Origin of the sequence: Marinobacter shengliensis, from assembly GCF_030297115.1 — a bacterium.
Taxonomy (GTDB): domain Bacteria; phylum Pseudomonadota; class Gammaproteobacteria; order Pseudomonadales; family Oleiphilaceae; genus Marinobacter; species Marinobacter shengliensis.
Map to the genome: position 1 here is coordinate 154,572 of NZ_AP028062.1, position 12,802 is coordinate 167,373.

Below are 12,802 nucleotides of genomic sequence, written 5' to 3' on the forward strand. Positions count from 1 at the left end.
TTTGACATATTGTCGCTGTGTCGCCAATAGGTACATAAACACGAAGGCGATAAGTGCAAGTGGCGGAACGGGATTTTTGTCTGCCTGTTTGTGCTCGTTAAGCCGAATAAACGAGAACTATCGACTAATGAAAGCGTTCTGTTTTGTGCTTTCCGTCATCCTATGGTGCCTCTGTGCGCCATTGCGTGCGCAGCCCTTCGCGCCTGCCATTCTTTTCAATTCAGAAATTATTCTGGATGATTCATACAACGAAAGTCTGTTGGAAGGAATGAAGCAGTTTCAGGCTCGCAAAGGAATCTCCTTTGTCAAAGAGGCAGAGTCCGAATTGGATGCTTACCTCCAAACATTGAAAAACCTGGCTGAAGCGGGCCGAACGCCGATTTTGGTACCCGGCGCGCACATTCGGCCGATGGTTGAATCCGTAGCTCCTCAGTATCCAGAGACAACTTTTATCGCCATCGATTATGTTCTGGATCTGCCAAATGTGCGTTCAGTTGTTTTTGATGAGTACGAGGGTGCTTACCTTGCGGGCGTTCTGGCGGCGAGGGCGAGCGTTAGCAAGCAAGTTGCCTTTGTTGGCGGCATTTCGATCAAACCGGTCAGATCGCTTCAGGAAGGTTTTGAGTCGGGTTTTTATCATGTGAAGCCCGAAGGCCGGGTAACAGTGCGTTATCTGGCGGATGTTATTGATCGCCCCTGGGATGATGTGGCCGGCGCATACAGCTTAGGAAAGGGGCTTTATCAAAGCGGGTATGATGTGGTCTTCGTTGCGGCAGGTAACGCAGGCCGTGGCATTTTGAGGGCGGCTTTCGAGTCTGGCAAATATGCCATTGGTGTTGATCGAAACCAGAACGGGCTTTATCCCGGCCACGTCCTGACTTCTGTTGTGAAGCATCTTGACCGTGCGGTATATGTCGCTCTCGTCAACGAACGCTGGAATTTGTGGAGATCACCGGTCAAGCAGTTGGGTCTTGCTCAGGGTGGTGTTTCGATCAGTATTGATGACCACAACCGACCGCTATTGACGCCCTCAAGGTTTGAGGAGATAGAGCAGATACGCGAAGGCATACTCTTAGGTTATTCCCTTCAAACGATCGAGCGTGGATTGCAAATCAGCGAGATCGAAAAACCTGATTTGATTGAACTGGTCATTCCTGCCGAAGCCCAACCACCCTTTATTGTACATAGTGAGTTTGGTCCAGCTGGCTTGGCTTTCGATGCAATGGAGCTCGCGGGTAAACAGTTGGGTGTAGACGTTGATTTTCGAGTACTGCCGACGCGCCGTGGTGAGCACCTGATCAAACATGATCAGGTGGACGGTATGCTATTCGCTTTGTGGAGTTCGGAACTTGAGGAACATGGCGAGTTTCCGAGGCGAACTGGGCAGTTGGATGAGGACAGGGCCATGATGATTTGGGACTTGGCCGCTTATCAAAGAAAAGAAGACGTAAAGAATGGCACCTTCGTTCCAAGATCTCCGTTCACGGTACCACCTGGTTTTGGCCGGGATAAAGTGGATGGCCTGAAACAGCAGGAAGTTCATGTTATCGAAACACCCGAACGACAACTCCGCATGCTGCTTAGAGGGCATACGAATACCGCCTTGGCAGACGCTGTTTATACGGACTACCTGATTGCAGCAACCCCGGTCTTCTCGGACAATCTTATTAAGATCAGCCCCTCGATGGCTAAAGAGTCCAGTTATCTGGTGTTATCCGAGAGCTTTTATCAACGTTACCCGGCATTCAGCGAACAGCTCTGGAATCGCCTATCGGAGATTCGGGAATCTGTTGCTTTATGGGATAACGTGGAAAGGTATTTTGCGGAAGCCGGGCTGGACCTCAGGACCACAACCTCCGGTAATGGAGATTGAGGCCCTGACCTGAGCAATAGGCTTGTGTCGCTTACTATTAATCGTCGTAACTCAATGCAACTTCAGGCGAGGATGCATCGCTCGGCTGATCTTGTCCATCAGCCAGATAATGCCCGTGCGCAGGAACCCGTGCAGAGCAACCTGGTGCATCCGGTACAGGGACACATAGAACAACCTGGCCACCTTCCCTTCGATGTACATGCTGCGACCAGACAGGTTGCCCATCAGGTTGCCGACCGTCGTGTAACGGCTGAAATTGATCAGTGAGCCATAGTCATTGTAGACAAAGGCCACTGGATCTTTGCCCTCCAGGCGGTTGCACAGGGTCTTGAACAGGGCATCGGCCTGCTGATGGGCGGCTTGGGCCCGTGGTGGCACGGGATGGTCGGAATCGGGCTGCGGGCAGGCTGCGCAATCACCGAAGGCAAAGATGTCGGTATCCCGTGTGGTTTCGAGGGTTTGCTTCACCAACAGCTGATTGCTGCGATTGGTTTCCAGGCCGCCGAGCTCCGCCAGAAACGGCGGAGCCTTGATGCCCGCGGCCCAGATGGTCATTTCAGATGGTAATTCGGTGCCGTCTTTCATGACCAGGCTGTTTTCACGCACTTCGCTGACTGGCTGCCCGGTCAGTACTTTCACCTTCTGGCGTTCCAGTTCACGGGTGGCTGCCGCTGACAGGCGCCCGGGCAGGGCCGGCAAAATCCGGTCTGCCGCTTCGATCACGCTGATGGAAACATCCGAGGACTGCAGGTGGTTCATGCCGTAGACCGGCAATTCCCTGGATGCAAGTCGCAGCTCGGCAGCCAGCTCCACACCCGTGGCGCCAGCGCCGATGATGCTGATGTTCAGAGTATGGGGTTTGCCCTGGTTGGCCTCGTGGTTCTTGCGCAGGAAGGCGTTAAGCATCAGGTTATGGAATCGCCTTGCTTGCCTGAGGCTGTCGAGAAACAGGCAGTGTTCCTGGGCGCCGGGTGTGCCGAAATCGTTGGCTGTACTGCCCACGGCGATCACCAGGGTGTCGTATTGAATCCGACGCTCGGGCACCACCTCGTGGCCCTCTTCGTCCAGGAACGGCGCGATGATGATTTCCTTGGCCGCCCGATCAAGGCCGTTCATGCGCCCCAGCTGAAATTCATAGTGATGTTTCCGTGCGTGGGCCCGGTAATTAATTTCGTTGGCACTGGCGTCCAGTGAGCCGGAGGCCACTTCGTGCAGCAGAGGTTTCCAGACGTGGGTCAAGCCGGCGTCGACCAGGGAGATGCGAGCCTTGTTTTTTTTGCCGAGTTTGTTGCCGAGGCTGGTGACCAGTTCCAGGCCTCCGGCGCCACCGCCGACGACAACAATGTGATGCAGGTTTTCCATAACAGTCAGACCTTCAGAAGATGAGAGCCAAGCGCTCTCGCGGGAAAACGCTTGGCTGTCTGCTCTGATCAGTCTGACCTGTGAACACAAAAGGTAGGCTGCTAACACCGTTATACTAACGTTGACGGCCCGGGATGACAATTGGACAGAAGTGTTGTCTGGCGGGTGCTTTGGGTTACACCTGAGCGCAGAAGCCGTGTTTTCCGCCGCTAGTTTGCTAATCTGGACAAAGACCTGACGTGGTTGATAAAACCGGAACACCGGCCGGTCCCGTATCATTCGGCGATGGCTGAATTAATCAAAAGCCGCTCGACAGGAGAGACGATCGTGAAACTAGAGGTTCGTGGTGTAGAAGAGGGACAACCCATTCCAGAGAAGTTTGCCTTTGGGGTTTTCAGCGAGCAGGACCACATGAGCTTTGGCCCCAACCGAAACCCCGAGTTGGTCTGGTCTGGGGCACCGGAGGGTACGAAGAGTTTTGTGGTGATGATGTTTGACCCGGATGTGCCCAGCGTAGCCGATGATGTGAATCAGGAAGGCAAAACCGTGCCCGCCGACCTGCCCCGGGTGGATTTCTTCCACTGGCTGCTGACAGACATTCCCGCCAATATCGGCCGCATCCCGGAAGGCGAAGACAGTGACGGCGTGTTGCCCAAGGGCAAGGACCATGGGCCGGGTCCGATGGGCGTTCGGGGCGTGAATAATTACACCCAGTTCCTTGCCGGCAACCCGGACATGGCGGGCACCTATGCCGGATATGACGGCCCCTGCCCGCCCTGGAACGACGAGATCATCCACCACTACCATTTTGAAGTGCACGCGCTGGATGTGGACAGTCTTGGTCTGGAAGGTGAGTTTGATGGGAACGATGTGCGCCAGGCGATGGCCGGCCATGTGCTGGCCAGTGCCAGGGTGACCGGCACCTACACTCTCAATCCAGATCTGCGCTGACGCTGTTTGTCGCCGGGCGGACGGTTCTTCGCCCGACTTCATAAAACTGACTTGCCATTGTCACCCGGGTGTCACCGGAGCTTGCCAAGGTTGTTACAGGAAACCGAAGGCAGGCCTGACACCACGGGAGGCACCATGCGAGCGTATCGCAGCGTATTCATTTCCGATGTTCATCTGGGAACGGCCGATTGCCAGGCCGACTACCTGCTGGATTTCCTCAACAACGTTCGCTGCCAGACGCTGTACCTGGTAGGCGACATTATCGACCTGATCGCCATGCAGCGCCGGGCCCATTTCCCGGACAGTCATCGGCAGGTTATCCACAAGCTGCTGGAGCTCGCCGCCACCGGTACCCGGGTGGTATACATTCCCGGTAATCACGACGAGTTTTTCCGGCGCTTCTGCGGTCAGACCTTCTCCGGCATAGAGCTGCAATACAAGGCAGTGCACACCACCGCCGACGGTCGTCAGTTTCTGGTCTGCCATGGCGACCAGTTCGACCAGGTGGTGCGCTGCAGCCCGCTGATGCTGCTGGTGGGAGACCGCGCCCACGGCCTGTTGCTGCGCCTGAACCGCTGGTTCAACGCCCTGCGTCGGCTTCAAGGCAAGCCTTACTGGTCGCTGGCGGCCTGGATCAAAAGCCGGATCGGTAAGGCCAGAACCTTTATCCGGCGATTCGAGCTGGCGGCGCTGACGGCTGCAGAGAAAGGTCATTACCATGGTTTTATCTGCGGCCACATCCACTCGGCAGGCTTTCTTCGCAGTGAAGATGGACTCTACTGCAACGATGGCGACTGGGTGGAGCATTGCACCGCGCTGGTTGAGCGGGACGACGGCAAGCTGGAGCTTTTGCACTGGTCAGAATCGCCGGTGACCCTGAGCCGGGAACCGGAACACCCCAATCCGGAACTGGCCGGTGACGCCCGGCCGGTGATCGACGCCCTGCCAGCTGCATTTCTGGACCAGTTGAACGGCCCCGTGCGCTAGCGGCTGATTGAACGGGGGGTAAGGAGTTTCAACTTGGCAGAGGACACCTGGCTGGAGTTCAGTTCTGTACCTTGTAGACCTCTAGAATTGCCGCCATGTCGTCGCCCAGGTGTTCCAGCTCAGTGGCCGACAGGTTGCGCTCAGCCATAGAGCGTAACCCCATAATCTGGCTTTGAATCAGCCTTGCCAGCCGCCGGCAATCGGTCTTGGCGGCAATCTCTCCCTGATTTTTTGCACTTTCCAGGAGCTCGGCAAAGGACGTTTCAATGGCGGCAAGCACGCTCTGGGCCTGTGAATACAATGTCTGGTTGGTGTTGCTGGCCTCCAGCAGGGTTTTCACGATCAGGCAGGCGCGCGCGGGGGTGCAGTCACCGCCTACGCAACTGCCGGCGATTTTCCGCAGGTACGCCTGCAACCCTTCAACGATGCTGTCATAACTCGCCATGTGTTCCGAAAGGTCGGCTCCGCCCTGCTCTGCGTAATTGGCCAGGGCTTCAGAAAACAGGCCATCTTTACTGCCAAACGTGGCGTAGATGCTGCCCGGGCGCATATCCAGCGCCTGTTCGATCTGCTTCATCGAGCTGCCGTGATAGCCCTTGTGCCAGAACAGACTGACGGCCTTGGCCAGGGCTGTATCCCGGTCATAGCTTGGAGGTCTTGGCATAACAACACCGCCTTCGTGTGAGCTTTGAATGTTCACTCAATTATAACTTGAGTGACTGATCAAAAACAGGTGAGCTACCGTAACCGGCACGTACTGAAAGTGGTCATGACGTTGTCCCAGAAAATCATGAGTAACTACATCAATCACATCGCCAAAAAGCCGGTAGATGGCCGTTTCAATTGAACTACCTTGATTACGCCCGCAGACTGGAGAGTCCAGCCAGAAGTCAGGGATGGTGAGGCTGGGCCCACCCTTTTGTCGTTATTGATTTAGTTGCAGCCAACGGGCCAGCCTTGAGCCGGGGCGTCGGCTGATCGACCAGGGTAACCATACCATGGCGGCCAGAATTGCAGCGCCGGCCAGCACGGTCAGTATGGGATTTAGCCTAAAGGTGTTCCCCAGCCCGGCGAAGACCACTGTCATCGGGAGCATGCCGAGCAGAGTCGCGATGGCGAAACGCCAGGCTTTAATGGCAGTAACGCCGGCGGCATAGCTGATCAGGGCAAAGGAAAATACAGGAATCAGCCGGGTCAGCAGAATTGCGATGGTCAGAAAACGCTGAGACCCATCCGGAGCCAGCACGGGGTTGTCAGGGAACCGTTTGCAGATGGCATCGCGGCCAAGGCTTCGGGCAATCCAGAAGGCCGCCATGGCGCCGACCAGCGCGCCGGTCGCCGCGATCGCTGTGCCCCACACAACGCCGAAGGCAAGTCCGGAGGTTGCGCTGACAGGTAGGGTTGGGATGGGGCCCACCACCACCGCGATGATCATCAACATTATCAGCAGTAGAGGACCGATTGCGCCTTGGCTACCAAGCCAGGCGGACAGCACATCCGGAGAAAGGTTCGTTGGCATACCCAGGTTCTGTAACAGCCACCAGGATGCTGCCAGCGCAACAAGAACCACGACCAGAATTGTGATTCTGAGAGTCATTGAACAACCTTCAAGGAAGTGGCGGGTTAGCTCTGGGATAACGTGGCTGATTACTCAAGCAAGAGCGTGTCGTATCAGGGAAACCCAGGATATCACTATGACTGAGGCGTGTCGTTCGAGTCATTTGGGCCTGTGGGTTGACTCTTGAGAGCCTCGGAAACCCGCTCATCAATCCGGCGAAGGAATTCCTCGTCTGCGCGCCCCGAAGAGTGCGCCCTCAGTAGGTTGTTACTGGCCCTCAAATTGCCAATAAACGTCCGGCAGTCCTTGCACATCATCAGGTGCATTTTCACAGTCAGATTCTGACGGCCGCTGAGTTCGCCATCAATGTAATCACTGGCGATTTCGGCCAGGCCCCTGCACATTAACATTCGCCGGTCTCCTGGAAAGTCTCCACCATGAGAAAGATCCTCTGCCTCGCCCGATGTAACAGTACACGCAGGTTAGAGGCACTGACATCCAGAATGTTACAGACATCATCCGATTTATGCTGGTGGGCTTCATAGAGCATCAGGGCTGAGCGCTGAGTTTCCGGCAGGGCAGACAAATGTTTGTCCAGGCAATCGCTGAGGGCACCGTTTTCCATCAGATTGTCGGCTGATTCATGGAACTGAAGCTTTGGGGGCAGGTCCCAATGGCCTTTGGCGTTGAAACGGTCAGCCAGTTCCGGTTCCAGGCTTTCCGAGAAATCCGTGGCCACTTCCCGATTGCTTGAGCGCAGTTTGTTTTTGCACCGATTGGCAACGATGCGGTGCAGCCAGGTTTTCAGGCCTGAGCGGCCTTCAAATTTCTGTATTGCATCTATCACTGTTACCCAGCAGTCCTGGACAACCTCTTCCGCGCTGGAGTGGTCCAGGTAAAACCGGGCCACGGCGAGCATGCCGGCTGAGTATTCACGTACTGCCCGGCGATACGCGCTGGGCTCGCCCTGCTTGAGGTCGTCGATCAGTGATGTTTCAAGTTCCGGGCGTGCCGCTGTGTCCATGGGTTTCCGTCCCTTGTCGCTGTCAGTATGGCTGTTTGTCTTTGTATAGTGTTTCGGAATCGGTAAAAGTTCCGGTATTCTGTAGTGAGTGCTCAAAAATAATAGTTCAGGGGCTGTGTAACATCCAGCCGGTGATCGTGTCTTGGCTATAACAGCGTATTGGTTTATTCAATTCTTACAGGCATGGATATGAATCGCAGCAAGCTTTTACTTCTTCTGATTATCGCCGCCATCGTGGGGATCTTCCTCGGATTCGACGGCCACAAACTTCATACTCTGGAAAACCTCCAGTCGCACCAGAGTGCCATCGGGCAGTGGATTGACCAGAATCTGGTATTGGCCGTCTCAGGTTACGCGGTTATCTATGTGGTTGTGACCGCCCTGTCTCTGCCCGGAGCCACCATCATGACTCTGGCCGGTGGTGCCTTCTTCGGTAACCTTTACGGTTTGGCGGCGGTCTCCATTGCGTCGACCGTGGGCGCATCCCTGGCCTTTCTGGTTGCCCGATTCCTGATGCGGGACACCCTGCGTAAGCGCTACGCGGAAACGGTGGCCAAAATGGACCGCGGCATCGAGAAAGACGGTGCGTTCTATCTGGCCACCCTGCGCCTGGTGCCGGTGTTCCCCTTCTTCCTGATCAACCTGGCCATGGGTCTGACCGCCATGAAGCTGCGCACCTATGCCCTGGTGAGTTGGATTGCCATGTTGCCCGGTACCTTTGTGTACGTGAACGCGGGCACCCAGCTGGGGCAAATCCAGTCGACCGGTGACATTCTTTCGGCCAACCTGCTGCTGTCCTTTGCCCTGCTGGGGCTGTTCCCGCTGATCGCCAAGTTTGTGGTGGGGTTCATCCGACGCCGCAAAGTGTATGCCGGCTGGCAGAAGCCTGACCATTTCGATTACAACCTGTTGGTGATTGGTGGCGGTTCGGCCGGACTGGTCTCCGCCTACATCGCCGCGGCTGTAAAAGCCAAAGTGGCGTTGATCGAGAAGCACAAAATGGGTGGTGACTGCCTGAACACCGGTTGTGTGCCCTCCAAAGCCCTGATCCGCAGCGCCAAGGCGGCCGACACCTTGCGCCATGCTAATCGTTACGGGCTGGAGGCGGTGCCGGTGAAAGGCTCGTTCAAGAACATCATGAACCGGGTCAAGGATGTCATCGCGAAAGTGGAGCCCCACGATTCCCCGGAACGCTATCGCAAGCTCGGTGTGGACTGCATTTCCGGCGAGGCGAGTTTCGTGTCGCCCTGGGAGCTGGAGGTAAAGCACAACGACGGCCGCACCGAACGTCTCACTGCCCGCAGCATCATTGTCGCCACCGGCGGCAAGCCTGCCGTGCCACCCATTCCCGGCCTGAACGACATGCAGCCGCTGACCTCCGATAATTTGTGGGAACTGGAGGAGCAACCGCAACGCCTGCTCGTGCTCGGTGGTGGCCCCATTGGCTCGGAACTGGCGCACGCGTTCGCCCGGCTTGGCTGCCATGTGACCCAGGTGGAAAAAGGCGAGCGATTGCTGGCAAAAGAAGATGCTGATGTCTCAGAGCTGGTACTCAAACAGTTTGAATCCGACGGAATTGACGTCCGGTTGAAACATTCCGCTGCCGAGTTTCGTATAGAGGATGGAGAGAAGGTCGCCTATTGCGATTATGAAGGCGAGAAGATACGGATTCCCTTTGATCAGGTTTTGGTGGCGGTGGGGCGCGCGGCGAATACCTCCGGCCTGAACCTGGAAGCGATTGGCGTGGACACCTTGCCGAACGGAACCGTGCCGGTGGAAGACGACATGAGCTTGCGTTATCCCAACGTGTTTGCCTGCGGCGACGTGGCCGGCCCGTACCAGTTCACCCATGCGGCCGCCCATCAGGCCTGGTACGCGGCGGTGAACGGTCTGTTTGGCCAGTTCAAGCGCTTCAAGGTGGATTACCGGGTAATGCCCTGGGTGACGTTTACCTCTCCGGAAGTGGCCCGGGTTGGTTTGAGTGAAGCGGAGGCTCAGCAGCAAGGGGTTGCCTACGAGGTGACTCGCTATGGCCTGGACGATCTGGACAGAGCCATCGCCGAGAGCGAAGACCACGGCTTCATCAAGGTGCTCACGCCGCCGGGCAAAGACAAGATTCTGGGGGCCGTGGTGGTGGGTGCCCATGCAGGGGAAATTCTTGCCGAGTTCACGCTGGCGATGAAACATGGCCTGGGGCTGAACAAGATTCTGGGCACCATTCACCCGTACCCCACCTGGAACGAGTCAGCCAAGTACGCGGCGGGTGAATGGAAGCGGGCCCACGCGCCCGAAGGCATTCTGAGGCTGCTGGAGAAGCTCCACGGCTGGCGCCGTGGTGGCAAAAATACAAAAGCATTGAGGAGCACCTATGCCCCTGACTGAAACCCGACCGGCACGCAGTAAACGCATTCCGGCCGTGGAAGTGCTGGAACCCCGGGCATTCGACAGCTGGACCCACACCCGCAACGGCGACCCTCGGGGATACATCGACGCGGACAAGCTCAAGGAGCTGTGGATTCACACGGGCACCGCCTGCAACCTGGCCTGCCCCTTCTGCCTGGAAGGTTCACACCCCGGCGATGGTCGCATTCCGGGCATGAAGCTTAGCGATGTGAAACCGTTTATCCACGAAGCCATCGACATGGGCGTGGAGCAGTTCTCCTTCACCGGCGGAGAGCCGTTCGTGATCCGGGATTTCGTGAATATCCTGGATTACGCCAGCCAGCACCGGCCCTGTTTTGTACTGACCAACGCCACCGAGCCGCTGCATAAACGGCAACACCAGGTGTTGCCGTTACTGGACAACCCCTACCCGATTCACTTCCGGGTCAGCCTGGATTTTCCGGATCGCGCACGGCACGACAAAGATCGCGGCGAAGGCAGCTTTGCCCAGGCACTGGACGGTATCCAATGGCTGATCGAACAAGGTTTCAAGGTGTCCATCGCCCGGCAGACCGACCCCGGCGAAAACCCGGTGGAGGTGGAAGCCGCGTTCCGTGAGATTTTCCGTCAGTGGAACATTCCGGAGAACCTGGCGTTTACCGCGTTTCCGGACCTGGGCACGCCGGGATCTGAAGACGGCAGCCCGGAGATTACCGAGACTTGCATGGAGAAGTACCCGACCAAAGAGGCCCGTTCCCACTTCATGTGCACCTACACGCGGATGCTGGTGAAGAAGGGAGATCAGGTTCGGGTGTATGCCTGCACGCTGGTGGATGATGACCCGCAGTACGACTTGGGCGGCACGCTGGCTGAGAGCATGGACGAGCGGATTATGTTGCGGCATCACCGGTGTTTTTCCTGTTACCGGTTTGGGGCTAGTTGTTCGGCGCCCGGTTGATGTCTTGTTTCGGAGTTCTGGGGTTCTGGAGCTTTGGAGTTACGGCTGTTGGGGTTGGGGGATGCCCTCCAAAACAAAAATCGTGGATTTTTTAATGGTTTTGGAGGGCATCCCCCAACCCCAACAGCCTTGTTGAATACCGGTGGTGTACCGGAAAGCCGTTATCGATGTCGGGGGCGTTGAGCGGTGGAGGGGGTTCCAAAACCATTAGAAAATCCACGATTTTCGTTTTGGAACCCCCTCCACCGCTCAATGACCTGCACCAAAACAATGGAATAAAAAATGAACATTACTGAAGCCTCCCTGTTTTGGGGATTTCTGCTGGTGTACGGCGTGGTTATGTACGTGCTGTCGCCCAAGAGCAAGAACGCGAATTCGTTTTACAAGGGCGCGGATGACCACGGCAATCCGGTGGGCCAGTGGTCGCTCACGGCGAGTATCTTTATCAGCTGGATCTTTGCCAAATCGGTGACCAACGCCGCCAATCTTGGGGCGGCGTATGGCGTGGTCGGTGGCCTGGCCTATGCCAGTTACTGGTTGTCGATTCCGGTGGCGGGTTACGTTATCTATCTGATCCGCACCCAGACCGGGGCCAGGAGCCTGCAGGATTTCCTGACCTCCCGATTTGGTCGGTTCGCAGCGCTGGCGTTTTCGGCGGCGATCCTCATCCGGTTGTATAACGAAGTCTGGAGTAACACCGCCGTGGTCGGTGGGTATTTCGGCCTGCCTGGTGAGTGGGAATACTACGCTGCGGCGATGCTGTTTACCGTTTTTACCCTGGCGTACAGCCTCAAAGGCGGGCTCCGGTCTTCGATCTTTACCGATGTGATTCAGGCCTTTGTGTTCGTGTTCTTCGTCGGGGCGGTGTTGTTCCTGATTATTCCGGCCAACGATACCAGCGCGCTGCTGACCAACGGCGAGTTCCGCCTGAACGCCGGCTTCGATCTGCTGCTGGTGGCTTTGCTGCAGCTGTTCAGTTACCCGTTCCATGACCCGGTGCTGACCGACCGGGGCTTTGTGAACAAGGAAAAGACCATGCTCAAGAGCTTCGTGGTGGCGGGTCTTCTTGGCTTTGTGGCAGTGTTTATCTTCAGTCTGGTGGGCGTGCATGCGCGTCTCAATGGCATTGAAGCAATGGGCAATGCACCGGCGGCGGTCGGTCAATCCCTTGGTCTGGCGGCGTTGTTCTTTATGAGTGTGGTGATGATGACCTCCGCGGGCTCGACCCTGGATTCCACGTTCACGTCCCTGGCCAAATCCCTGGCGGTGGATTTGCCCCGTCTGGCTCGCCGCGCCAAGGACAAACTGCCGAGTATGCGAGTGGGCGCGGTGGTGATGGTTATTTTTGCTTTCCTGGGCAACCTGCCCATGTTCGCAGGTACCGATATCCTCAAGGCCACAACCATCTCGGGTACCATGGTGATGGGTCTTGCGCCGGTTTTCCTGTTCTATGGCTTTACCCAGTGGTCGCCCTGGAGCTTTCATCTCAGTTTCTGGACCGGGCTCGGGCTGGGTGTACTACTGGCGGTAGGCCTTATTCCATCGAGTTGGGCGATTGGTGATGGTGCCTACGCCATGTTGCTGGGTGTGAATGCCTACGGCTTTCTGATCTGTACGGCGTGTTTCTTCCTGCCTTTGCTGCTGCGGCGCCTGGCCGGAAAGTCTGTGGTTGCTGAGGGCGCGTGATAAAACGGGAGGGATCAGGCA

At 56.7% G+C, this 12,802-nt stretch carries 11 protein-coding genes; 6 read left to right on the top strand and 5 right to left on the bottom strand.

Translation table 11 applies throughout. The annotated features are described in order from the left end of the window. The first annotated feature begins 127 nt into the window (after window positions 1-127). Entirely contained in the window at window positions 128-1,873 is a 1,746-nt protein-coding gene (locus tag QUE75_RS00655; protein ID WP_286252955.1) for a BMP family ABC transporter substrate-binding protein, read from the top strand. A 51-nt stretch (window positions 1,874-1,924) separates the two neighbouring features. Here QUE75_RS00655 and QUE75_RS00660 read toward each other — a convergent pair whose 3' ends face one another. Beyond that, complete coding sequence (locus QUE75_RS00660; RefSeq protein WP_286252957.1) at window positions 1,925-3,235, bottom strand: NAD(P)/FAD-dependent oxidoreductase; 1,311 nt, start codon at window positions 3,233-3,235, stop codon at window positions 1,925-1,927. 327 nt (window positions 3,236-3,562) lie between these two features. Between QUE75_RS00660 and QUE75_RS00665 the strand changes: the two genes are divergently transcribed. Beyond that, a complete protein-coding gene (locus QUE75_RS00665) occupies window positions 3,563-4,186 on the top strand; it encodes a YbhB/YbcL family Raf kinase inhibitor-like protein (protein WP_286252959.1) in 624 nt (207 codons plus the stop codon). A gap of 135 nt (window positions 4,187-4,321) precedes the next feature. Further along, entirely contained in the window at window positions 4,322-5,173 is an 852-nt protein-coding gene (locus QUE75_RS00670; RefSeq protein ID WP_072678081.1) for a UDP-2,3-diacylglucosamine diphosphatase, read from the top strand. A 58-nt stretch (window positions 5,174-5,231) separates the two neighbouring features. On the opposite strand, the gene QUE75_RS00675 is transcribed toward QUE75_RS00670, so the two are convergent. The 4 genes from QUE75_RS00675 to QUE75_RS00695 form a co-directional block, all read right to left on the bottom strand. Further along, window positions 5,232-5,837: a TetR/AcrR family transcriptional regulator gene (locus QUE75_RS00675; RefSeq protein ID WP_138437333.1), complete on the bottom strand. Its 606-nt coding sequence runs from the start codon at window positions 5,835-5,837 to the stop codon at window positions 5,232-5,234. A 261-nt stretch (window positions 5,838-6,098) separates the two neighbouring features. Next, a complete protein-coding gene (locus QUE75_RS00685; protein WP_286252965.1) occupies window positions 6,099-6,770 on the bottom strand; it encodes a TVP38/TMEM64 family protein in 672 nt (223 codons plus the stop codon). A gap of 95 nt (window positions 6,771-6,865) precedes the next feature. Further along, on the bottom strand, window positions 6,866-7,141 hold the full coding sequence (locus tag QUE75_RS00690) for a zf-HC2 domain-containing protein (RefSeq protein ID WP_138437331.1): 276 nt from the start codon (window positions 7,139-7,141) through the stop codon (window positions 6,866-6,868). Then, the gene (locus tag QUE75_RS00695; protein ID WP_286252969.1) at window positions 7,135-7,755 is read right to left on the bottom strand and encodes an RNA polymerase sigma factor; all 621 of its coding nucleotides are present in this window, start codon (window positions 7,753-7,755) and stop codon (window positions 7,135-7,137) included. Before QUE75_RS00695 ends, QUE75_RS00690 begins: the two co-directional genes overlap by 7 nt. A gap of 189 nt (window positions 7,756-7,944) precedes the next feature. On the opposite strand from QUE75_RS00695, the gene QUE75_RS00700 reads away from it, so the two are divergent. The 3 genes from QUE75_RS00700 to QUE75_RS00710 all read left to right on the top strand — a co-directional run bounded on the left by QUE75_RS00700 (window position 7,945) and on the right by QUE75_RS00710 (window position 12,781). Then, a complete protein-coding gene (locus QUE75_RS00700) occupies window positions 7,945-10,137 on the top strand; it encodes an FAD-dependent oxidoreductase (protein ID WP_286252971.1) in 2,193 nt (730 codons plus the stop codon). After that, entirely contained in the window at window positions 10,124-11,095 is a 972-nt protein-coding gene (locus QUE75_RS00705; RefSeq protein ID WP_061331317.1) for a radical SAM protein, read from the top strand. The genes QUE75_RS00700 and QUE75_RS00705 overlap by 14 nt, the downstream gene beginning before the upstream one ends. A 282-nt stretch (window positions 11,096-11,377) precedes the next feature. Beyond that, on the top strand, window positions 11,378-12,781 hold the full coding sequence (locus QUE75_RS00710; RefSeq protein WP_286252974.1) for a sodium:solute symporter family transporter: 1,404 nt from the start codon (window positions 11,378-11,380) through the stop codon (window positions 12,779-12,781). The last annotated feature ends 21 nt before the right edge of the window (window positions 12,782-12,802 follow it).

What these genes read in the sequence shown, in the direction of transcription:
- QUE75_RS00705 (WP_061331317.1), top strand. Translation starts at nt 10,124, where the DNA reads ATGCCCCTGACTGAAACCCGACCGGCACGCAGTAAACGCATTCCGGCC.
- QUE75_RS00710 (WP_286252974.1), top strand. Translation starts at nt 11,378, where the DNA reads ATGAACATTACTGAAGCCTCCCTGTTTTGGGGATTTCTGCTGGTGTAC.
- QUE75_RS00670 (WP_072678081.1), top strand. Translation starts at nt 4,322, where the DNA reads ATGCGAGCGTATCGCAGCGTATTCATTTCCGATGTTCATCTGGGAACG.
- QUE75_RS00695 (WP_286252969.1), bottom strand. Translation starts at nt 7,755, where the DNA reads ATGGACACAGCGGCACGCCCGGAACTTGAAACATCACTGATCGACGAC.
- QUE75_RS00675 (WP_138437333.1), bottom strand. Translation starts at nt 5,837, where the DNA reads ATGCCAAGACCTCCAAGCTATGACCGGGATACAGCCCTGGCCAAGGCC.
- QUE75_RS00655 (WP_286252955.1), top strand. Translation starts at nt 128, where the DNA reads ATGAAAGCGTTCTGTTTTGTGCTTTCCGTCATCCTATGGTGCCTCTGT.
- QUE75_RS00690 (WP_138437331.1), bottom strand. Translation starts at nt 7,141, where the DNA reads ATGTTAATGTGCAGGGGCCTGGCCGAAATCGCCAGTGATTACATTGAT.
- QUE75_RS00685 (WP_286252965.1), bottom strand. Translation starts at nt 6,770, where the DNA reads ATGACTCTCAGAATCACAATTCTGGTCGTGGTTCTTGTTGCGCTGGCA.
- QUE75_RS00660 (WP_286252957.1), bottom strand. Translation starts at nt 3,235, where the DNA reads ATGGAAAACCTGCATCACATTGTTGTCGTCGGCGGTGGCGCCGGAGGC.
- QUE75_RS00700 (WP_286252971.1), top strand. Translation starts at nt 7,945, where the DNA reads ATGAATCGCAGCAAGCTTTTACTTCTTCTGATTATCGCCGCCATCGTG.